This is a genomic window from Candidatus Binataceae bacterium, assembly GCA_035500095.1.
In the GTDB taxonomy this organism is placed as follows: Bacteria; Desulfobacterota; Binatia; order Binatales; family Binataceae; genus JAKAVN01.
Genome location: DATJXN010000034.1, coordinates 1 through 20,779, shown reverse-complemented (window position 1 = coordinate 20,779; position 20,779 = coordinate 1). Strand labels below are relative to the sequence as shown.

Here is a 20,779-nt window from a genome sequence, read left to right as displayed (position 1 = left end):
CTCACCACTCGCTACTACGACCGCCTCGGAGTGCCCAGACTTGCCCAGTAACCTCAACCTTCCGAACCGCCGGATGCGGACCCGCATGTCCGGTGGTGTGGCAGGGGAGTAGCGCTGCGGCGCTACCCCCTATGCCGATTCCAAATCCTGGTCCGGATTTCCCGAGCCCCCGTTGCGGACACGCCACGACCCGATGCGAACCTGCTCTCCCGTCAGAATGACGCCTACGCATCTCTACTGAATTTATTAGGAATTTGGGCGGCACGTTTGAGATGCTTTACATCCGACGGGTTCTTCCCGTTGGGGACCCTCTTACAAGGGAGACGTAAGCTTGAAGATAAGAACCATCGGCAAAAGGGGACAGATCTCCGTAGCGCTGATCCTGGTAATGACCGTTATCCTGGGCGCGATCGGACTCGGCGCGGACATGGCTGTCCTGTACTTCAACTGGGTAATCCTGCAGAAGGGCGTCGATGGCGCCGCGCTTGCCGGCGCGAGCTATCTCGGCAGCGATTCGCAGTCCGTGTCCCAGGCAGTCAGCATCGCCAAGGCGTATGCCGAGAAGAACGGCATCAAGGACGCAGAGTTGGTCCAGGACGGGAGCGGTGATTATGCCTACGTTCCGGGCCCGAACTACAACACGATCACCGTTAGCGCCAAGCGTACGGTACCCTATGCATTTATGAAGTTGATCGGGCTTTCGACCGGTAAGGTGGCCGCGACAGCGACCGCGCAAATGCCCGAGGCTCCACAATGCGTTAAGTGCAATAGCGCCGTAGCCACGCCCGGGAGTCAGCCCACGGTCATTCCCGGAAATGTTTGCTCCAGCGTCGGCCAGTGCGACGTGCTTCCTATCGGTCTCGATTGGAGCACGCCCTCGCTTAACGAAGGCCAGGTCGGTCCCGGCAACTGGGGATCGCTGGCGTTGGGAGGCACTGGCGGTTCCAACGAACGCACCAACATCGCCGACGGCTACCAAGGCCCGCTCGCCATCAATCAGTGGGTTGACACTGAACCTGGATTCAAGAAGGGACCGGTCGATCAGGGCTTTTCCGATCGCATCTCCCAGGGCCAAAGCGAATTTCCCAGTGACACTTATCAGTCGTACAACCCTGCCGATCCGCGCGCTGTGATCCTGCCGATGGTAGTCTGGAACAGCCCCAACGGCAGAAGCCAGGTCGAGATTATGGGCTTCGCCGCTATCTGGATCGATTCGGTCAGCGGCGGAACGATTCAGGCCCATTTCATCGACAAGGAAGCCTTTGACAGCACCGGCGACCCGAACGCGCCGTTTCGCGGTCCCCGCGGAAGACCGGTTCTGGTCAAGTAGCTGGCTATTCTTCGAATAGTTCGCTCGAAGCGCCAACCCGGCAATGCGTCAACGCATCCGCACCGCCGGGTTGGCGCAATGCCGCGGCCGCCGGCCCTCGAAGACGTCGATCAGGTTGTCCACCGCGAGTTCGGCCATCCTGAGCCGCGTCGCGTGGCTGGCGCTGCCGATGTGCGGCGTGATCACGACGTTGGGTAGTTCGAGCAAAGGGTCATCCGTGCCGATCGGCTCGGGATCGGTAACGTCGAGTCCGGCTCCGGCCAGCCGTCCCGCGCGGAGCGCCACCGCGAGCGCCTGCGAATCGACGATCGCGCCGCGCGCGGTATTGACCAGGATCGCGGTGCGCTTCATCGCCGCAAGCTCGGCGGCGCCGATCATGTGATAGGTCGCGGTCGTGAGCGGCACGTGGAGCGACACGAAGTCAGACTCGGCGAGCAGGCGGTGCAGGCTTCTCGGCTCCGCCTTTGAAGAACCGGCGCCGGCCGCGCGGGCGCGTGCGCCGCGAAGCGAGCGCGTCGCGCTTCGCCCGGGAAAATAGACCACGCGCATCCCGAACCCGACCGCGCGCCGTGCCATCGCCTGCCCGATCGCGCCCCATCCGATAATCCCGAGCGTCGTGCCGTGGACGTCGCGTCCGAGCATCACCTTCGGGCCCCACGTGCGCCATCGTCCGCCGCGAATGTAACGGTCGCCCTCGGCGATTCGCCGTGCTGCGGCCATCAGCAGCCCAAAGGCGAGGTCGGCGGTGGTCTCGGTCAGGATGCCGGGCGTGTGGCCGACCGCGACGCCGGCGCGAGTTGCCGCCGCGAGGTCGATGTTATCGACGCCTACCGCGAGGTTGCTGATAACGCGCAGGCCCGGCAGCGCCCGGATCGCCGCGGCGTCGAACCGATCAGTCACCATGCTGAGCACGCCGTTCGCCGGCCGCGCGCGCGCAAGCAACTCCGCACGCGGGGGCGGCATTTCGTCGTCCCAGAGATCGACCCGCGCTATCGCGGCCAGCCGGCGCAGCGGCGGCTCGGCGATCGGCCGGGTGACGAAAACCCGCAAATCGGCATCGGCGCTGCGCTCCAGCAGGCCGCGTCGCTTGACGCGCGCCACGCGCTTTCTCTCCTGCTTCTTCATCCCCGTACGAGGCTCACCCATCATAAAGCACACAACCGGCCGATCGTTCACCTTTCAAATCTCTTCGGGCCTTTGCTATACGCCAGTCTGTGAACGCCACTGCTGATAGAGATGTCAATCGGATGCTCGCCGAAGCTATCGGCGCCGGCCGCAGCGAACTTTCGGAAATCGAATCCAAGCGGATTCTCGATGCGCTCGGAATCCCCGTCGCGGTTGCCCATCTCGCGCGAAACGCGGATGAAGCCGAGGACCTGGCCGCGCGCGTAGGATTTCCGGCGGCTCTCAAGGTGGTTTCGCCGCAAGCGGCGCACAAGAGCGAAGTGCGCGGGGTTGAGCTTGCCCTCGGCTCGTCGGCTGAGGTCAGGGCCGCATTCGAGCGCATCCGTCAGAATCTTGCGGCGAGGCGTCCCGATGCGCGCTTCGAAGGCGTCGCGGTGCAGGCGATGGCGCCGGCCGGGATCGAACTGATCGTCGGGGTCGCTCGCGACGATCGCTTCGGCGCCCTCGTGATCGTCGGCTTGGGCGGCATGCTGGTCGAGATACTCAAGGATACGGTGCTGCGCATCGCGCCCGTCACTGCCGCCGGTGCGCGCGCGATGCTCGATGAGCTGCGCGGCGCGGCGATTCTGCGCGGCGTCCGCGGCGGCAAGCCGCCTGACCTCGACGCCCTGGCCGGCCTCATCGCGCAGGTCTCCACTTTCGCGGCGGAGCATCCCGAGGTGCGCGAGATGGACCTCAATCCCGTCGCTGCGTACCCCGACGGCGTGCGCGTGCTCGACGCGCGCATCTTATTGGACGAGCACGGGCCGCTAGACGGGCACGGGCCGCTCGACGTTTCGGGCGCACGACCGGCGGCAAACGCCGATCCGCGCCATCCGCGGCGAATCGACAACCTGCGCCGCGCCTTCGACGCGCGAGCGGTCGCGGTAATCGGCGACAAGCGGACGGGCGGTTACCTGTGGCTGCGCGCGATGTCGCGGTTTTCGCGCAAGCTCTACTCGGTTCAGATCGATCCCAACGAAATTCCGGGGATCGAAGCGATGGGCATCGCCAACGTAAAGACCCTGGCCGAGGTGCCCGAGCCGATCGATTACGCCGTGAGCGCCGTGCCGCGCCAGGTTGCGCCGCGCATCCTGAAAGATTGCGTCGCCGCCGGTGTCAAGGGCATCGGCTTCTTTACCTCGGGCTTCTCCGAGACCGGGGAGGAGGCGGGCGTACGGCTCGAGCGCGAGCTGCGCACAACCGCGGCCGAGTCGGACATCGCGCTGGTCGGTCCCAACTGCATGGGTCTGTACAATCCGTCGATCGGTCTCTGCAATTTTCCCGATCTCGCAGTCGGAGCGGGCGGTGATGTTTGCTTCATCTCGCAAAGTGGCACGCACAGCATCAATTTCTGCATGCAGGCGCCGATTCGGGGGTTGCGCATCAATAAGGCCGCGTCGATCGGCAACGTGCTGATGCTCGAAGCGGCCGATTACCTGGACGTGATGGCGGAGGACCCGGCGACGCGTGCGATCGGCATGTATCTCGAGGGCGTGCGCGACGGCCGCCGCTTCCTTTCAAGCCTCAAGCGCGCCGCGGCGCGTCATCCGGTGGTCGTATGGAAGGGCGGAACGACCGACGCGGGCGGACGCGCGACTTTCTCGCACACCGGCTCGCTCGCGACCGGCGGTGCAGTGTGGCGTGCGGTGATGGCGCACAGCGGTGCGGTATCGGTCGCGAGCCTCGACGCGATGCTCGACGCGATGGAACTGCTCGCGCGCGGGCGGCGCGTGGGCGGGCGCGCAATGGGCCTGATCGCGATGACCGGCGGTCAGTCGGTGGTGATAACAGACACTTTCGCGTCGGCGGGGCTCGAGGTTCCGGCGCTTTCCGGGGCCTCGTACGCCGAGCTCAAGGGTTTTTTCAACATTATCGGCGGCAGCTATCGCAATCCGCTCGACGCCGGCGGCACGATCGGGATGGGCCATGACCAGGGAAATCTCGATCGCATCCTGGACATCCTCGAGCGCGACTCGGCGATCGATGCGATCGTCCTCGAGATCGGCACCGGGTTGCGCGCCGCGCGCTGGGCCGACCACGAGGACGAGCTGACCGGCCTTTTGGACAAACTCGCCGAATTCAACCGTCGCTCGCGCAAGGCGTTTGCCGTTATCCTGCACCCCGCGCACGTCGAGACGATCGTCGCTCGCGCAAGAGAGCTTGCGCGCGGCCGCGGCCTGGTGGTGTTCGAGAGCTTCGAGCGCGCGGCTGCCGCCTTCGCGGCCGCCGCCGAATACTGGCAGGGCAGGGCCGCTTCGTAAGGCAAGACTATCGCCGGGGCGTGATCACGGCGAGCGCGCCGGTGGCGCCGTCGCCGTCGAAGACGATGAGGCGGTTGGCGTTGGGCGCCCATCCGATCACCGCCACCCCGCGCGCGGCGCCGCTCGCCAGCACGAACGCCTTGCGGTCGACGATCGAAAAGGTGACGATTTTGCGCGTCGGTCCGCCCGGTTCGTCAGCGTACATTTGCATCGCCAGCTCAGCGTAACCGTGCGAATAGGTCATCGTGCTCGCAAGCAGCATCGCCGGCGTAGTCGGAATTCCGAGATCATCGATCAGCGTCTCGCTCGGTGCAATCGTAGCTCCGGTCGTCTCGGCCGAAGGCTGCAGGTGCGAGGGCAGCAAACTCGCTATCCGCGCGGTCACCCGCTTGTTGGGCTCTGCCGCCGCGGTCCGAAGGTCGATCTCCCGAGCGCCCAGAGCCATGATGATTCCCGAGCCAGTGTACGCGGCGGCGCTGGAGGAAACGGCGATAAGATCGGTCGTTCCGCTGCCGACGGTATAGCGAAAAACGCCCGCGCCGCGTCCGTTTACGCCGGGGGTCGAGTACAGGAAGGCGTTGTTACCCGGCGCCCATCCCAGCACCCGAACCGGCCCGGCGGGGAGGACCTTGCGGCACCGCGCGGCGCGGCTGTCGAAGAGCGACACGGGGGTACGCTCGTCGCCCTCGCCGACCGCAAAGCGCATATCGGGACTGAAAGAAAGCGTCGAAGGCGGGCACGCAAACTTGACCTGTTCGACCGAGACCGCGCCCAGCACGTGAACAAGGTAAAGGCCGCTCGCATCTGCCGTAGAAGGGCCGGGCTCGCCAGCGAGGCCCACCGCGATCGTGTCTTGCGCGACCCAGGTCAGGCTTACTGCATGGAAGTTGCCGTCGAAGGTTGCGACGGAGTTCTCTCCGGCGTTGCTGATGACATAACGCAGCACTACCTCGATCCGTCCAGGAGTGGCCTCGGCTACCGCCAGCGTCAGGCCTCCGGGGTTGGCGGCGAGGGCGACAATTTTTCCGTGTGGTGCGCCGGGCCCCCCGTCGGCCGCGACGAGGCGCATATTTCTATAGGCGCCGCCGCTGAAGCCGAGGACCTCCGTGCGTCCTTGTATCGTCCCCGCCAGCGCGAGCTCCTTTCCGCTCTGCAGCCAGAGCGGGGGTTGGCCCGCGATCGGCGTAAAGCCGGGCGGCGTCTGAACCAGGCTAACGTCGATTCCCGGCGTCAGGTCCATCGTGGCCGTATGGCGTATTACCGGCGGCGGAGGCGGTTCCTTGTGGCTGAAGATTGAGCACGCGGCAACGCCCAGGGATAAAAGCGCGGCCAACGCGAGCAGGTGCGGATAAGATCGATGCATGGAAAAAGGCTAGTTTAGAAGTGTTCCCGGGCCAAGCCTGGAGGAGTTTGGGTTGAAATGAGAATAGCGATTGGTTCATTGCGGCGCGAGGTCAGGCTCGCGATCCTGGTGGCGCTGCTGCTGGGTGCCGGTGCGCTCGCTCTTCATCTTGGCGGGCGCGATATCGGAATCTGGTTATGCATCACGGCCGCTGCTATCACCGGCGCATTCTATTTCCTGGCGGTGCGCCCTTCGCGGATCCCGCGCGACGCCGTCCTGGTCGTCAAGCTCGCGGGTGCGATGCGCGAGGTCGCGCCGCGCTCGCCGCTCGACCAGTTGCGCGGGCGCGGCGGCCCCGCGCTTTTCGATCTGCGTCAAGCGCTGGAGGGCGCCGCGCGCGACCCTCGGTTAAAGGCCGTTATCGTCCGGATCGCGGGACTGGAGACGGGAGTCGCCACGGCCGACGAGCTCCACGCGCTGCTGCGCGCGGCTGGCCGCGCGGGCAAGCGCACGATCGCGCTGCTCGAGGGCGACAGCGCGGGCGTGCGCGAGTACCTCATCGCCTGCGGCGCCGACGAAATTGTCGCCAATCCCAACACGCTCCTGACGATGCTCGGCGTGGCGGCGGGCGGGGTCTTTCTGCGCGGCGCCCTCGATCGGCTGAAGCTCGAAGCGCAGACGCTGCAATGGAAGGAGTACAAGGGCGCGGCCGAGACGCTGACGCGCGATCGGATGTCGCCGCAGCTGCGCGAGAGCCTCGAAGCGATCGTCGCCGACTGCAAAGAGGTGCTGGCCGAGCGCATCGCCGCGGCGCGCGGGCTCGGCGCGGGGCGCGCCGCCGAGCTCGCGGGCAGCGGCTTTCTGAGCGTGCGTGCGGCGATCGACGCCCGCCTCATCGACCGCGCCGGCTATTTCGAGGACCTGCGCGCCGAGTTCGACCCCGAGCGCAAGGAGCGCGTCTTCGTCGGATTCTCGCGCTACCTGCGCCGCCTCGCCTATGCGCGCCAGGCGGGCCGCGACCCGCGGCTCGCGCTGATTCATGGCGTCGGTCCGGTGGTCGCCGGCGAACCGCCCGCGGCAGGCGATTTTCTGAGCGGCGAAGCGGTCGCCGCCCAGTTTGATCGCGCCGCCGCCGACAAGAGCGTGCGTGCGATCGTCTTCCGCGTCAATTCGCCCGGCGGATCGGCGCTCGGCTCCGATCTCGTATGGCGTGCGCTTAACGACGCGCGCCAGCGCGGCAAGCCGGTGGTGGTCTCGATGGGCGACGTGGCGGGGTCGGGCGGCTACTACGTCGCCATGGGTGCGGACCGGATCGTCGCGGGGCCGGCCACGATCACCGGCTCGATCGGGGTGGTCTATGCGCGGTTCAATGCGGGCAAGGCGCTCGCCGCGATGGGCGTGACGGTCGAGTACGTCAAGAGCGACGAGATGAGCGACGGACTCTCGATAGCGCGAGCGCTCAGCCCGGCCGAACTAGGCCAACTCAACGAAGCGATCGGCGAGCTCTACTCCAACTTCACGGCCAAGGTTGCCGAGGGGCGCGGGCTTGCACCGGCCGAGGCCGAAGCGATGGCGCGCGGGCGGGTATGGAGCGGCGTCGCAGCCCAACGCGGCGGACTGATCGACGAACTCGGCGGATTAGACAAGGCGATCGAAATCGCGCGCATCCGCGCGGGTCTCAAGGACGGCGAGCGCCACGAGATCGTCCTCTATCCGGCAAGGGGACTCCTCGCGGGGTTTCGCACGATGACCCGATCGGCGCACGTGCCGTTGGGCGTCGGGCTTGTGGCAGAGTCTTTGGGGTTGCCGCGGCGCTGGGCGCCGGCGATGCTGGGATTGCTGATAAGAGGTGGCGCGCTGCTGCTCTGCCCGTTCTTCTGACGCGCTTCAACGGCGCAGCCGGGTCTCCTTCCCGAAGCGCTGGTCGTTTGACTCCTCGCTCCTCAGTCTGAGGGGAGGATTGGCATGCGTAGAGCGAGGAACCGCCGGATGATGGGTTTCTTTTCGGCGCTTACTCGTCCGGCTAGCCAATGAGGCTATCCCAGGGATAGCTCGCGCGTTTCTTGAGCGGAACCGCGCCGTAACCGAGCGCCGTCCCGGCGGCGCGGCCGACGATTTCGTCCAACCGCGAGATCCCCTTGCGTGAGCAGTATGCCTCAAGCCCGGCCAGCATCTCTGCAATAGCTCCCGCGCCGCGCGTCAGCACGGCACTTGCGACCTCGACGCCGCGCGCTCCGCTCAGCAGCGCCCGCACGACGTCGTCGCCAAGACGCACGCCGTTGGTCGCAAGCAGCGGAGTACCCGGCGGCAGCGTTCTGAAACATTTGCTTATCCAATAGAGCGTCAGCGGCAGCGCCCATCGCCCACCGATGGCGCCAGCCGATCCCAGGATCGGCCGCATCGTCTCTATATCCGGCATGAAGCCCTGAAGACGGCCCGTAAGGACCAGCATGTCGGCGCCGGCCGCGAGCGCACGCTCGGCGAGCGCAATCGGATCGCCGGTCTGAGCGGTGAGCTTGACCGTTAGCGGGAGGGTCGTGGCGGCGCGCACCGCGCTGACGTAAGTGTGGACCGCTTCGGCGTCGCTAAGCTGTCGCACCGCGCCGCCTGCCGCCTCGCGACCATGCGGAGTGCTCAGGTTGAGCTCGATCCATCGAAGACCCGCAGCCTCCATCGCAGCCGCGAAGCGCGCCGCCGGCTCGGCTTCGGCAACCGTGATACTGCCGGCTACGTATGCGTCGCGCGCGCGGGCCTCGGCGTCCGCGCGCACCAGCATCGCGAGCCATTCATCCAGCGGCGTCTGCGCGAGCCCCGAGCGGCAGAACAACGAAGCGTCGAGCCCCGCCTGCTCCCACGGTGTGACGGTCCAGCTTGCGTCCAGCATCACGTAGTCCGCTATGTCGAGTTGGCGCGCCGCCCCTGGGGCTTCGTTGACCGACTTGGCGACCACGGCGCCGGCGCCGGCGTCGAGTGCGGCGCGGATCCCCTCAAGAGTCATCGTAAATTCCGAGGACGCGCAGACTATCGGATTTTTGAGCCGGATACGGCCGAGATCGGCGCCAAGCTCAGTCATGGGCTCCTCTTTGCGCGGCCGGCGCGGCCCGGCGCGTTGCATCAAACGATGCGCCGCGCGCGTATGGGCAGTCAAACTGTGGGTGCGTCTAATCGGCGCTATCAGCTGCGGTGGCCGAGCCTTGACAGCGCGCGCCCGGCGGTCGTAAATGGCGAATCACGGACGCGCCTACAAATGAGCGTACCCGACGCCAACCTCTACGAAATCAGCCGGCTGCTCTTCGACCTGCGTAACCCAGCGAACCGCGAAGCGCTTCGCGCCGACGCCGAGGCTTATTATCGCCGCTACGCGATCGGCGAGCGCGGGACGCGGCTGTTGATGGACCGCGACTGGCAGGGCCTGGTCGATATCGGCGTCACGGTCTACCTGCTTACGAAACTCGGCGCGGCGCTGGGCGTGACGCTGCTCGAAATGGGCGCGGCCATGCGCTCGATGAGCAGCAAGGAGTTTCAGCTCTTTATCGAGAAGCAGAACCAGCGCAATCGGTCGATGGCCCTCTTGCCGAACGAGGCGCATCCGGAGAAGGCGTAGGCAGCGCGGCGCGATGGCGACGATCGTTGCAGGACTGGGATGTTCGCATGCGCCGTCGATCGCGCATGCCTACGACCGCGGTGACGCGCGCGACGCCGGGATGCAGCCGGTGTTCGACGCTTTTGCGCGCGCCGCAGCCTGGCTTGCGGAACGCCGTCCGGACGCGCTGGTCGTGATCTACAACGACCATGTCGATAATTTTTCCCTCGACGCCTGGCCGACCTTCGCAATCGGCCTCTCCGACCAATACGAGATTGCGGACGAAGGATACGGTCCGCGGCGGTTCGCGCCCGTGCCCGGCCATGGCATGCTCGCTCGCCACCTCGCGGCGCAACTGCTCGGGCGCGGCTTCGACCTGATGACCGCGCATCGGATGGAACTCGATCACGGGTTTCTTTCGCCGATGCCGCTCGTCAACGAAGGATGGCGCGTACCCGTGGTGCCGATAACGATCAACGTGGTGTTCGATCCATTGCCAACGCCGGCGCGATGCTGGGGACTGGGCGCCGCTCTGGGAGCCGCGATCAGGAGCTATCCGGAGGATCTGCGCGTAGCCGTGATCGGAACCGGCGGCCTCTCGCATCAGTTGACTGGCCCCGACTTCGGCAAAGTATTCCCGGAGTGGGACCGCGAGTTCCTCACGCTGCTGGAGCGCAAACCCAATAGCCTCGCACGCTACACGATGGCTGATTTTGCGCGCCTGGGCGGCGACCATTCGACCGAAGTCGTGCAATGGCTCGCGATGCGCGCGGCGCTGCCCGAATCGAGCCGGATGGAATTAAGCTACTACTATCCCTATGGCCTGATGGGTTACGCGGTCGCCTGCTTCCTTGCGGCGTAGGTACCGGGCGCACGCCGCGAGCGTTGAGCGATACGGGCCGTTTCGCGGCCCAGCAGTCTAACCGGGGGCGTGCGATGGGGATAAGGACCGGACGGCAGTTTCTGGAATCGCTCGGCGACGATCGGCAAATCTGGCTCGAAGGCGAGCGGGTCCGCGACGTGGTATCGCATCCGCGTCTCGGCCCAGCGGCGCATACGCTCGCCGAACTTTACGACCTGCAGCACCGCGCGGAGCTAAGCGAGCAGCTTACCTTCCGCTCGCCGGCGACCGGCGATCGCATCGGCCTGACTTTTGTCGAACCCGCCTCGGAGAGCGACCTTGTGCGTCGGCGCGTCGCGGTGAAGACGTGGATGGACTGGTGCGGCGGCATGATGGGGCGGACGCCGGACTTCATGAACATCCATATCACCGGCTTCGGCTCGGCGCACGAATACTTTGCGCGCGGCGGCGCGCAATTCGGGCGCAACATCCGCGCGTACTACGAGTTCCTGCGCGAGGAGGATCTCTGCCTCACGCACACGCTGCTCAGTCCCACGGTCGATAAATCGAAGCCGCTGCAGAGCCAGCCGTCCGGCGTGGCCGCGATGATCGTGAAGGAGACCGACGCGGGGGTGATAGTCAACGGCGCGCGTTCGGTCGCGACGCTCGCGCCGTTCGCCAACGAGATCGCGGTCTTTCCGTCGACGTATTTGCAGAATTCGGAAGAGGCGCGGCCCTACGCGTTCGCGTTCTGCATCCCGGTCGCGACGGCTGGCCTGCGCTTCATCTGCCGGCCCTCGCTGGCCGAGACTGCAGGCCCGCCCGGCGACCATCCGTTTTCGTCGCGGATGGATGAGATGGACTGTGTCGCGATTTTCGACCACGTGCTGGTGCCGTGGGAGCGGATGTTCGTCGCGCGCGACATAGCACTGGTCAACGGACTGTTCGTCGGGACCGGATGCATGAATCAGATCATGCATCAGTTCGCGATCAAGAACCTGGCCAAGGCGGAATTCCTGCTGGGCGTGGCGCTCAACATGTGCGACGCGGTGAACTCGCGCGCCGAGAACGTGCAGAACCTGCTCGCCGAAATGATCAACACGGTCGAGCTTTTGCGCGCCGCGATCCGGGCTGCCGAGGCCGACCATGTTCCCGGACCGGGCGGTACCGTCCTGCCCGCCGGACAGCCGCTCTGGACCGTGCGGCTCCTGTTTCCGCAGCTCTACCCGCGTTTGGTCGAAATCGTGCAGATGCTCGGGTCGAGCAACCTCGTGATGATGCCTTCGTTGGCGGAGTTCGGCGGCGATCGCGCCGACGACGTCGCGCTTTATTGCCAGGGCGTCGGCATATCGGCCGAGCAGCGGGTGCGGCTCTTCCGCCTCGCGTGGGACGTGTCGTGCTCGTCGTTCGCCGGGCGCCAGACGCTCTACGAGCGCTTCTTCTCTGGCGATCCGTGGCGGCTTGCGATCGCGCGCTACCAGGGTTATCCGCTGAAAGACTCGCTCAAGCAGCGCGTTTGGGACTTCATCGCACGCGCGGGCAAAGCTTCCTCGATAAAGGCGCGCGAGACCTGACAGGCGCGCATCCTGCGCAGGAGAATCGGCGATGGATTTTGGCCTCCTGATGATGCCCGATGCGGCGGCCGCGGCCGGGCAGGCGCGCTTGGCCGAGGAACACGGCTTCAGCCACTACTGGGTCGCCGATTCGGAACTGATGGCGGCCGACCCTTACGTGGCGCTGGCGGCGGCGGCGCTCGCAACCAGGCGCATCGTGCTTGGCACAGGCGTCGCTATCGCCGGAACCCGAATCGCGCCGGTGACCGCATGTGCGATCGCCTCGGTCGGCGCGCTCGCGCCCGGGCGCGTCGTGCTTGGATTGGGAACGGGCAACAGCGCGCGGCGCGCGATGGGGATGCCGCCCTATCGGGTAAGCCAGTTGCGCGAGCATGTGCGCGTGGTGCGAGGGCTGCTCGGCGGCGGCAAGGTGGATTACCGCGAGGGCGAGACGAGGCGTGCTATCCGCCTTTTCCATCGGCAGCTTCAGCTCGTGAACACGCGCGACCGGATCCCGATTTACGTCGCGGGCAACGCACCCAGGGCCATCGAGCTGGCGGGCCAAGTGGGCGACGGCTTCATCACGTCGCGGACCAACACGGTCGAGGGATGGCGCGACACGTGGGCGCGGGCGCTCGCGAGCGCAGAGCGGGCGGGGCGCAATCCGCGCGAGATCTACACGATGCTGCTTACGGCGGCGTGCCTGCTGGAGGCAGGCGAGGGCTACGACTCCCCGCGGGTGCGGGCCGAGGCGGGGCCGTGGGCGATGGTCGCGCTGCACGCGCTTTACGAGAGCGTCAAAAGCGCCAATGAGGCGCCGGCGCCGATTCGCGCGGTCTTCGCGGCTTACAAGGAATACGCCGACCGCCGCCTCGCGAACAATCCGGCCTATTACATGGACCTGCATGACGGCCACGGGATTTACATGCAGCCCGAGGAGGAGCGCTTCGTGACGCCGGAGCTGATTCGCCACGCCACTATGACCGCGACGCCACCGGACCTGCTTGTGCGCCTGCGGGCCCTAGAAGCCGAGGGCGTGCGCCAGGTGGCGTTCATCCCTGCGCCCTCGAGCCTGGAGCGCTTCGCGCGTGAATTCGGCGAAAAGATTATCGCGAACTTTTAGCCGGTCTTGACGCGCGACCCATCGCGGCGCGCTAGCGCTCGAGTTCCTCGCGGATCGAGTACATCTTCTGGCGCGCCTCGGAGATATATGCGTCGAGGTTGCGGCGATGGTTGGCGAAAATCCCGTCAGGCGAGCCATCCATCACGATCAGCGGCTTCATCGTCGCTGCCTTGCCCAGCGGATCGATTGCATCGTCGAACAGCTGCGGCAGCGACGGCTTGATGGCGAGCGACTGATGATATTCGCGCCTGAGCGCCTGCATCATGTAGTACATCACGTATGCGTAGCCTTGTGCTTGGTAAAAATAGTCGTCGGCGTCCCACTCGCGGACCGGGCTGCCGTCGTCCTTGTGCGTGCGATAGAGATTGGCGTGCGCGTCGCCGAGCATGTCGCCCCAGGACTGGATCAGACGGATCAACTCGACGTTGCGCTGGTTGAGTTCGCGCGAGGTCTGGGGCGTGGCGTGCAGGCCGGCGACGTAGAGATGCAGGTGGCGCACGCCGTCGCGATACTTGGATTCCGCCGACGGCAGTATCCACTTCTGCGCGTCGTTGCGGAAGTCGGTATCGGCGATCAACAGGTTCGGATCGTATTGGTTGGACGAAATCTTGGTGAGATGGTCCTTGAAGACGCGCATCGTCTCGCGCACCGCCGTGATAATGCCGAGCTGGCGATTGGCGTTGTTGTCCGCCATCACGTGCATGCCCCAGAGAAAGAAATCGTTGGGACGCCAGCCGAAAAACCCGTTCAGCTCGTTTTCCATGATTGCTGCGAGCGTGGTGGCGTAGATCTCGCCCGGGACGAAAGGCTTGTCGGGCGGAAAGGTCTGGTTTATCGAGTAGTCCAGCCGATCGTGACGTATCTGGCCGAAGTGAAGGCCGAGATTTATAAGCACGAACGCGGCGATAGCGATTCCGCCTGCGACCGCCAGTTTCTTTAGCGACATTCTACGGATTGTCCGTTAACAGGCGCCGCTCGCCAAGCTCAAAGCGCGCTGCGCAGGCGTTGCAACAACGACGGCTTGGGGCCGATCGACGCCGGCGCGACCAGTGGAGCACTCGCAACCAACTTGCCGCCCACGCTCGCCTGACCGACGCCGACCTGCTGTCCCGCGCGAATCGGGGCGGCTACCGACGCCGGGAGCTGAAAATCAACCTTGAGCGATGAATCGTCGCCGCGCTTCTGCAGGACGCTCAGGCTGTCGCCCCATACGGGCTTGAAGTCTGCGCTCGAACCGCCGCTGACGGCGACCGTCTGCGCTATCGGCGCGCCGCGTTTTCCGAGCACGCGCATCTCATAGTTCGCGAAGCCCTGGGCCAGAAGCCCGGCGGCCGAATCGAAGTTCCCGCCCTTGCGCGGCGAGCCGAGCACCACGGCGATGAGCCGCATGTCGCCGCGCCGCGCGCTCGCCACCACGTTGAAGCCGGCTTCGTAGTAGAAGCCGGTCTTGAGACCATCGCATCCGGGGAAGGTGCGAACCAGGTGGTTGGTGTTGCGCAGCGTGAAGGCGCCGCCGCGAAATGGCGCAGTGTCGATCGATGCCCACTGTACGACCTGCGGGTACTTGATGAGCGCGCGCGCGAGAACGGCCTGGTCCCATGCGCTCGACCTGTCGGGCTGCTCGCCGGCCGCGGGAGGCAGTCCGTGCACCGAGTAGTAGTGCGTATCCTTCATGCCGAGGCGCGTGGCCTCGCGATTCATCATCGCCACGAATGCCTCGGTCGAGCCGCCGACATACTCGGCCACGGCGACGGAGGCGTCGTTGGCCGAATGCACCATAATCGCCTTCATCATGTCGTCGAGCGAAAAAGTTTCGCCCTCCTTGAGATACACCTGCGAGCCGCCCATTTCGGCCGCCTTGCGCGAGGTCGCGACCTGGTCGCTCAACTTGAGGCTTCCGTCGGCGAGCTTTTCGGCGACGATCATCGCGATCATCATCTTGGCCAGGGACGCCGTCGGCCACGGCCGATGGGGGTTGTTTTCGAACATCACGGTCCCACTCTCTGGCTCCATCAGGAGCGCCGCCGCGTAAGGTTCCGCAAGCTTGTTCGGCTCGGTCGCTTTGCCCGCTGGCACAGCGGAGCGCGCTCGATGCTGGCGGGCGAGCGCGGGGCACGGCGCCATCATCGTGAACATCGTCAGCATCGCGGCGGTCACGAGGGAGACGGGCGTAGAACGGCGGCTGTCGGCCGCGCGGGGCGAAGCGATTCGTGAATCGGGCGAGAGTTGCATGACTCGAACCTTTCAGGAGCGGCGCGCAAGGCGTCCGCTCATCGTTTTGCAGTGCGATGCACGCGTCAGATTAAAAACGATCGGCGGTCCAATATAGCGCGCTTGGCGCCTGCAGCATTGCCAACAGCGCCGCCTCGGTCTCGTCGACGGCGACGCCGAGGCGCTTCGCCAGCTTGCGCGGAGCGACCACGCGCCACATGAAAAAGTTGTCCGGATGGTGCATCAGAAAGACGCCGGCCTCGCGCATCCGCTCCTCGAGCTCCGGGTCATGAGCGCTGTGCGTCAACAGCAGCGCGGGGGCGGGAGGGTTCCCGGAACTCCGTAGCGGCGATGTGTCCGGGTCGCCATCCGAGAGCGCCAGCGAAGGCTCCGCACCGGAAGCCGCCTCGCCGATATGCCGCACCAGCGCGAGCATCGCGTCTGCAGCCTCGGGCGCGTAACCGTATTCCATGAGCATTGGAAATCCGTGAAACATCATCGCGCGCCCATAGGCTGCGAGTGCGCCGTTCAACTCGCGGCATACGAGGAAATATTCGCCGGGATTTCCCGCGTAACGAAGATTGCCGCGCCATCCGGCCTCGTCGCGAAGCGCGCAGGCGTCGAAGCGTCCGCTGTAGGCGCGATGAAGCGCGGCGACCTCCTGCTGGTCGCGCGCCTCGTCGAAACGCGCGAGCCGAAACTCCGCGCTCGTGCGCATCGCCGGCGTGTCGGCGAGCGCGCTGAACTGGCGCGTCACCGGGCGCCATCCGAAGCGCGCATAGAAATCCAGCCGCTCGGCGAACAGCAGCGAAACCTCGAAGCCCTCGCGCTCCATCGTGGTAACCGCAAAGCGCATCAGCGCCGAACCGAGCCCGCGGCTGCGATAGCCCTCGAGCGTGAAGACCGATCCGATACCGCCCATCGGAACCCGCGCGCCGCGCAGGTTAACGATACGCTGAAAGATTTGCGCGGTTGCGACGATACGGCCGGCATCGATTGCGACCAGGCAGAGCTCGTCGCGGAAGCCGGGATCGTGGCGATTGTAACGGGCAAAGAAATCGCGGTCGCCGTACCACAGCGCCAGCAAGTCAAGCACCGCATCGCGCTCGCCGCCGCGCGCCGGCCGCAATTCCATGGTCAGTGGATGTTGTACTGGAGCTGCATTGGTTGCCCGTCGCGCATCACGGTCAGGCTGATGGAATTCTGGCCGCGCAGGCTGTTCAGGAGTTGGATTGCCTTGGCGGGGTCGCCCACGCTTTGTCCGCCGACACCGGTCAGAATGTCGCCGTCGCGAAGCCCGATCTGCTGAAATATCGAGTCGGGCTGGATCTCGGAGAGCTTGAAGCCGTGGGATTGGCCGTCGGGGCCAAGATTCGGGATCGCGCGCATCTGGGTGAACAGCGAGGGCAGGTTGTTCAGGTTGTTGTCGAGCGTAGAGCGGTCGAGCACGTAACGGTTCGGATCGATTTGGCGCACTCCGTTGCGGCCGGAACGCTCGCGGAGATTGCGGCGAAAGATCCGGCCCGGCAGTCCGAAAGGCCCCGGCATCGCAACAGGCGCGCCGTTCTGGTCGGTCGGCATATCGATCCTGGTGCGCCGGCCCTGGTGGAGGATGATCGCGTGGTCCTTGTAAACGCCGAGCAGCTTGCCCGCATCGGGAATCTCGTCGCCCATCCGGTAGAGCGATTGCTCATGCGTGTTGTCATCCTCGACGATGATGAACGGTTGCGAAAGCGTGAGCGTCGAGGTTCCAAGCAGCCTTATGTGCAGATTGGTTGCGACTTCGGCTGGAGCTTCGGTCACCGGCTCGAGGTTGAAGATGTCGCGCCGGGCGATCGCCTCGTAAAGGCCGCGTGGGCGAATCGCAGGAGCCGAAGGCTCCGCGCCAAGCAGCGACGGCAGATGCGCGGGGGAAGTGCCGGCCACGCGGCCGAGGATGATGTCGTTGACCGAAAGCGCCAGAAAATAAGCCAGGATCGCGATCAGCGCCAGGTTGAGCGCCATCACGTAGCGCTCGGAAAAGCGCAGCGTCATCGGCTAAGCCCCCTCGGCCTCATACGCGGTGCCCTCGACCAGTCGCTGCACGTCGTAATTCCATCGTCCCTTCCAGCGTTCGATCGTGAGGCTCGCCTGGGTCCATCCGTTGCGCACCTGGTCGAGCAGGCGCAGTAAATATATGCTCTCGTTGTCACCGTGGTGGTTGAGCGCGCGCTGGCGCTCGAGTCCGACGGTCGCGATCATCAGCGCTTCAAGGGCGAGCTCGCGCATCGCGATCCGCCCGATGCGGGCCTCGAGGCCGAACTTTTGCGCCGCGTCCGCAAGCTGGAGCCGCTCCTCGAAACTCCAGCGCTTGACCAGGTCCCACGCGCCCGTCAGGCAATCGGAATCGTAAAGCAGCCCCTTGAACAGCGCGGGCAGCGCAAGCATCAGCGCCGGCGGCTGACTGTCCGCGGTGCGCACCTCGACGTACTTTTTGAGCCGCACCTCGGTGAAGATGGTGGTGAGGTGTGTCGCCCAGTCGTCGATAGTCGCGTGCTCGCCGTTCCATCCGCGTTCCATGAACTGGCGAAAAGTGAGGCCCGGAGGTTTGGTCAGGTCGTGCGGCGCGTGATGGCGATAGGTGAAATACATCGGGACGTCGAGCGCGTAGTCGACGTAGTCCTCGAAGCCAGCGTCATCGCGGAAGACGAACTTCAGAATTCCGCAGCGATCGGGGTCGGTGTCGTTCCAGATATGGCCGCGGTAGCTCTGATAGCCGTTGAGACGTCCGTCGCTGAGCGGAGAGTTGGCGAACATTGCGTATACCAGCGGCACCATTCCCATACAGAGCCGCAGTTTGCGCATCGCATCAGCCTCGTCGCCGTAGTCGAGATTAGCCTGCACGCCGGCGGTCTGCTTCATCATCCGCTGGCCGAGCCGCCCTTTGCGCGCCATGTAGGGATACATGATCCGGTAGCGCCTTTTGGGAATGAGCTCGATCTCGTCAATCCGGCTAATTGGCTGCATCCCGAGGCCCAGCACCGTCGCGCCCAGCTCGTGGCCGACCTCGATGAGCTGTTCGATATGGCGGCTGAACTCGGCATAGGCGCAATGAATCGTCTCGCATTGCTCGCCCGAGAGTTCGATCTGGCTGCCCGGCTCGATCGTGATCGCGGCTCGCTCGCCATTAAGACCGATTATGCGTCCGTCTTCCTCCTCCGGTTCGTAGCCATAGCGTTCGGCCATCCGGCGCAGCAACTGTTCCACGCCGCGGGGGCCGGAGTAGGGGAGCGCATGCCCGTCGTGCGCTGAGACTGTGACCTTCTCGTATTCGGTACCGACGCGCCATTGTTCGCGAGGCTTTGCGCCGCTCTCGAAGTAGCGGATCAGTTGCTCGCGGCTTTCAATGAGATCAGCGCTCGTTGACATACGGATGGCTCCCACTTTGAGCGGCGCTTTTAACAGCGAGCCTATCATGGCTTCGGTGAAAATCGGACGCAAGCGGGCGATGGCCCTTGTCGGCGGGCGCTGCGCTTGCCTAACTTAAGGCGCGATTGGGCGGCCTGTTGATTACGGCGGGAGCTCCGTGCGGGAAAGTGTGCGACCTATGGCTGAGGCGGTGCTCGCGATCGACCAGGGAACGACGGGGACCACGGCGATGGTGCTCGACGGGCGCGGCCGTATTCTGGGCCGCGCCTACGCCGAGATACGCCAGTTCTACCCGCGACCGGGGTGGGTCGAGCACGATCCGGAGCAGATTTATCGGTCGGTCGTCAGCCTGGGCCGCCAGGCGATCGCGGCTTCGCGCCTGAGACCCGCCGGGCTCGGCGCAGTCGGAATCACCAATCAGCGCGAGACCTTCGTGGTTTGGGAACGGCGAAGCGGCCGCCCCGTGCATCGCGCGATCGTATGGCAGTGCCGGCGGAGCGCGGCGATCTGCGCGGCACTTGCCCGGCGCGAGGCCGAAGTGCGCCGGCGCACCGGGCTGCTGATCGATCCTTACTTCTCCGGCACCAAGCTCAAGTGGCTGCTCGATAGCGACAGCAGGCTGCGCCGGCGTGCCGCGCGCGGGGAGCTGTGCTTCGGCACGATCGATTCCTGGCTGATATACCGGCTCTCGCGCGGCGCCGCGTTCGTTACCGATTTCACCAACGCGTCGCGCACGATGATGCTCAATCTGAAGGAGCGGAGATGGGACGCCGCGATGCTGCGGATGCTTGGAGTGCCAGCCGCGATGCTGCCCGAACCGGTTGGTTCGCGCGGGCCGCTGGCCGAGGCGGAGGCCGGGACGTTCGGGCCGCGCGCGATTCCGATCGGCGCGGTTATCGGCGACCAGCAATCCGCGCTCTACGGGCAGCGCGCGGTCAGCCCCGGCGCGGCCAAGGCGACCTACGGCACCGGCGCATTCCTGCTGATGCATACGGGCGAGCGCGCGGTCACCTCGCGCAACCGGCTGCTGACGACGGCGGCGCTGGGGCCGGCGGGCGAGCCTGCCTACGCGCTGGAAGGCTCGGTCTTCATCGCGGGCGCGGCGATCCAATGGCTGCGCGACGAGATGCGCCTGATCGCCACGGCGCCCGAGAGCGAAAAGCTCGCGCGGTCAAGCCGCGATCGCTCGCAGCCCTACCTGGTGCCGGCCTTCGTCGGCCTCGGCGCGCCTTACTGGGACGCCGGCGCACGCGGCGCGCTCGTTGGCATCACGCGCGGCACCAATCGCGCCGATGTCGTGCGCGCGGCGCTCGACTCGATCGCGTACCAGGTGCGCGACGCTCTGGCGGCGATGGAGAAGGACAGCGGACACCGCATACCGGAACTTCGCGTCGACGGTGGCGCCACTGCGAACGGCTACCTGATGCAATTTCAGGCCGACGTGCTCGGGCGGCCGGTGCGACGGCCAAAAATGGCCGAGACCACGACGCTTGGAGCGGCGATGCTCGCGGGGCTCGCATCGGGCCTGTGGCGATCGCCCGCGGAACTCGTGAGGTTGGGCGGGGGCGGGAGGCTGTTCCGTCCGTCCATGCGTACGGGCGAGCGGGAGCGGCTCATCCGCGGATGGCACGCGGCAGTGGCGCGCGTGCGCATCTAGAGGGATGTCCTGGAAATAGCTTTCATCCCAAGATCTGAAGGCTGTCATTCCGAGCGCAGCGAGGAATCCCGGCTTCCACGAAAAGCGAATGAAGATCAGGGATTCCTCGGTCGCTGACTCCCTCGGAATGACACCTTGACGCTTTTCCGGATAGGTGAGTTATTTGCGGGACATGACACTGATATGGAACGACCGTGTCAAATGGTATCTCCGCGATTTTCTTGGCGCGAGAGGGGGCAGCGGACGGCGTTGGGCGACGGTTGATCACTCTGATATTCGCGGGTCGAGCGCGGAGGCTCTCCG

16 protein-coding genes are annotated in these 20,779 nt (G+C 65.7%); 8 read left to right on the top strand and 8 right to left on the bottom strand.

Features of this window, described 5'->3' with window-relative positions; translation table 11 throughout:
• The first annotated feature begins 331 nt into the window (after positions 1-331).
• The gene (locus VMI09_04455; protein HTQ23923.1) at positions 332-1,330 is read left to right on the top strand and encodes a TadG family pilus assembly protein; all 999 of its coding nucleotides are present in this window, start codon (positions 332-334) and stop codon (positions 1,328-1,330) included.
• A 48-nt stretch (positions 1,331-1,378) separates the two neighbouring features.
• Here VMI09_04455 and VMI09_04450 read toward each other — a convergent pair whose 3' ends face one another.
• Positions 1,379-2,431, bottom strand: a complete 1,053-nt coding sequence (locus tag VMI09_04450) for a D-glycerate dehydrogenase (protein HTQ23922.1) — start codon at positions 2,429-2,431, stop codon at positions 1,379-1,381.
• A gap of 146 nt (positions 2,432-2,577) precedes the next feature.
• Between VMI09_04450 and VMI09_04445 the strand changes: the two genes are divergently transcribed.
• Positions 2,578-4,758, top strand: a complete 2,181-nt coding sequence (locus tag VMI09_04445; GenBank protein HTQ23921.1) for an acetate--CoA ligase family protein — start codon at positions 2,578-2,580, stop codon at positions 4,756-4,758.
• Between the two features lie 7 nt (positions 4,759-4,765).
• Here VMI09_04445 and VMI09_04440 read toward each other — a convergent pair whose 3' ends face one another.
• Positions 4,766-6,121 carry a hypothetical protein gene (locus tag VMI09_04440; protein ID HTQ23920.1) on the bottom strand — a complete coding sequence of 452 codons (1,356 nt, stop codon included), beginning with the start codon at positions 6,119-6,121 and terminating at the stop codon, positions 4,766-4,768.
• A 57-nt stretch (positions 6,122-6,178) separates the two neighbouring features.
• Here VMI09_04440 and sppA point away from each other — a divergent pair, with 57 nt between their 5' ends.
• Complete coding sequence (gene sppA / locus VMI09_04435) at positions 6,179-7,981, top strand: signal peptide peptidase SppA (protein HTQ23919.1); 1,803 nt, start codon at positions 6,179-6,181, stop codon at positions 7,979-7,981.
• A gap of 142 nt (positions 7,982-8,123) precedes the next feature.
• Here the strand turns inward: sppA and VMI09_04430 are convergent, their stop codons facing one another.
• Positions 8,124-9,173: a tRNA-dihydrouridine synthase gene (locus VMI09_04430; protein HTQ23918.1), complete on the bottom strand. Its 1,050-nt coding sequence runs from the start codon at positions 9,171-9,173 to the stop codon at positions 8,124-8,126.
• Positions 9,174-9,347: 174 nt separating this feature from the next.
• On the opposite strand from VMI09_04430, the gene VMI09_04425 reads away from it, so the two are divergent.
• From VMI09_04425 to VMI09_04410, 4 genes are all read left to right on the top strand, one after another.
• Positions 9,348-9,704: a hypothetical protein gene (locus tag VMI09_04425; protein HTQ23917.1), complete on the top strand. Its 357-nt coding sequence runs from the start codon at positions 9,348-9,350 to the stop codon at positions 9,702-9,704.
• A 13-nt stretch (positions 9,705-9,717) separates the two neighbouring features.
• Complete coding sequence (locus VMI09_04420; protein ID HTQ23916.1) at positions 9,718-10,545, top strand: hypothetical protein; 828 nt, start codon at positions 9,718-9,720, stop codon at positions 10,543-10,545.
• Between the two features lie 74 nt (positions 10,546-10,619).
• A complete protein-coding gene (locus tag VMI09_04415) occupies positions 10,620-12,098 on the top strand; it encodes a 4-hydroxyphenylacetate 3-hydroxylase N-terminal domain-containing protein (protein ID HTQ23915.1) in 1,479 nt (492 codons plus the stop codon).
• A 31-nt stretch (positions 12,099-12,129) separates the two neighbouring features.
• Entirely contained in the window at positions 12,130-13,200 is a 1,071-nt protein-coding gene (locus VMI09_04410; protein HTQ23914.1) for an LLM class flavin-dependent oxidoreductase, read from the top strand.
• Between the two features lie 31 nt (positions 13,201-13,231).
• Here VMI09_04410 and VMI09_04405 read toward each other — a convergent pair whose 3' ends face one another.
• From VMI09_04405 to VMI09_04385, 5 genes are all read right to left on the bottom strand, one after another.
• Complete coding sequence (locus VMI09_04405; GenBank protein ID HTQ23913.1) at positions 13,232-14,146, bottom strand: DUF2333 family protein; 915 nt, start codon at positions 14,144-14,146, stop codon at positions 13,232-13,234.
• Positions 14,147-14,184: 38 nt separating this feature from the next.
• Positions 14,185-15,432, bottom strand: a complete 1,248-nt coding sequence (locus tag VMI09_04400) for a D-alanyl-D-alanine carboxypeptidase family protein (GenBank protein HTQ23912.1) — start codon at positions 15,430-15,432, stop codon at positions 14,185-14,187.
• A gap of 70 nt (positions 15,433-15,502) precedes the next feature.
• Positions 15,503-16,546, bottom strand: a complete 1,044-nt coding sequence (locus VMI09_04395) for a GNAT family N-acetyltransferase (GenBank protein ID HTQ23911.1) — start codon at positions 16,544-16,546, stop codon at positions 15,503-15,505.
• A 2-nt stretch (positions 16,547-16,548) separates the two neighbouring features.
• Positions 16,549-17,445 carry a type II secretion system protein GspC gene (gspC, locus tag VMI09_04390; protein ID HTQ23910.1) on the bottom strand — a complete coding sequence of 299 codons (897 nt, stop codon included), beginning with the start codon at positions 17,443-17,445 and terminating at the stop codon, positions 16,549-16,551.
• 3 nt (positions 17,446-17,448) lie between these two features.
• Positions 17,449-18,819 (bottom strand): glutamate--cysteine ligase, encoded by a 1,371-nt coding sequence (locus tag VMI09_04385; protein HTQ23909.1) that lies wholly within the window; start codon positions 18,817-18,819, stop codon positions 17,449-17,451.
• 178 nt (positions 18,820-18,997) lie between these two features.
• Here VMI09_04385 and glpK point away from each other — a divergent pair, with 178 nt between their 5' ends.
• Positions 18,998-20,476 (top strand): glycerol kinase GlpK, encoded by a 1,479-nt coding sequence (glpK, locus tag VMI09_04380; protein ID HTQ23908.1) that lies wholly within the window; start codon positions 18,998-19,000, stop codon positions 20,474-20,476.
• The last annotated feature ends 303 nt before the right edge of the window (positions 20,477-20,779 follow it).

Bases quoted from the DNA above. Each gene is read 5' to 3' on its own strand.
- VMI09_04420 (HTQ23916.1), top strand. From the start codon at position 9,718: ATGGCGACGATCGTTGCAGGACTGGGATGTTCGCATGCGCCGTCGATC.
- VMI09_04395 (HTQ23911.1), bottom strand. From the start codon at position 16,546: ATGGAATTGCGGCCGGCGCGCGGCGGCGAGCGCGATGCGGTGCTTGAC.
- VMI09_04440 (HTQ23920.1), bottom strand. From the start codon at position 6,121: ATGCATCGATCTTATCCGCACCTGCTCGCGTTGGCCGCGCTTTTATCC.
- VMI09_04445 (HTQ23921.1), top strand. From the start codon at position 2,578: ATGCTCGCCGAAGCTATCGGCGCCGGCCGCAGCGAACTTTCGGAAATC.
- VMI09_04425 (HTQ23917.1), top strand. From the start codon at position 9,348: ATGAGCGTACCCGACGCCAACCTCTACGAAATCAGCCGGCTGCTCTTC.
- VMI09_04410 (HTQ23914.1), top strand. From the start codon at position 12,130: ATGGATTTTGGCCTCCTGATGATGCCCGATGCGGCGGCCGCGGCCGGG.
- VMI09_04385 (HTQ23909.1), bottom strand. From the start codon at position 18,819: ATGTCAACGAGCGCTGATCTCATTGAAAGCCGCGAGCAACTGATCCGC.
- VMI09_04430 (HTQ23918.1), bottom strand. From the start codon at position 9,173: ATGACTGAGCTTGGCGCCGATCTCGGCCGTATCCGGCTCAAAAATCCG.
- glpK (HTQ23908.1), top strand. From the start codon at position 18,998: ATGGCTGAGGCGGTGCTCGCGATCGACCAGGGAACGACGGGGACCACG.
- gspC (HTQ23910.1), bottom strand. From the start codon at position 17,445: ATGACGCTGCGCTTTTCCGAGCGCTACGTGATGGCGCTCAACCTGGCG.
- sppA (HTQ23919.1), top strand. From the start codon at position 6,179: ATGAGAATAGCGATTGGTTCATTGCGGCGCGAGGTCAGGCTCGCGATC.
- VMI09_04405 (HTQ23913.1), bottom strand. From the start codon at position 14,146: ATGTCGCTAAAGAAACTGGCGGTCGCAGGCGGAATCGCTATCGCCGCG.
- VMI09_04400 (HTQ23912.1), bottom strand. From the start codon at position 15,432: ATGCAACTCTCGCCCGATTCACGAATCGCTTCGCCCCGCGCGGCCGAC.
- VMI09_04415 (HTQ23915.1), top strand. From the start codon at position 10,620: ATGGGGATAAGGACCGGACGGCAGTTTCTGGAATCGCTCGGCGACGAT.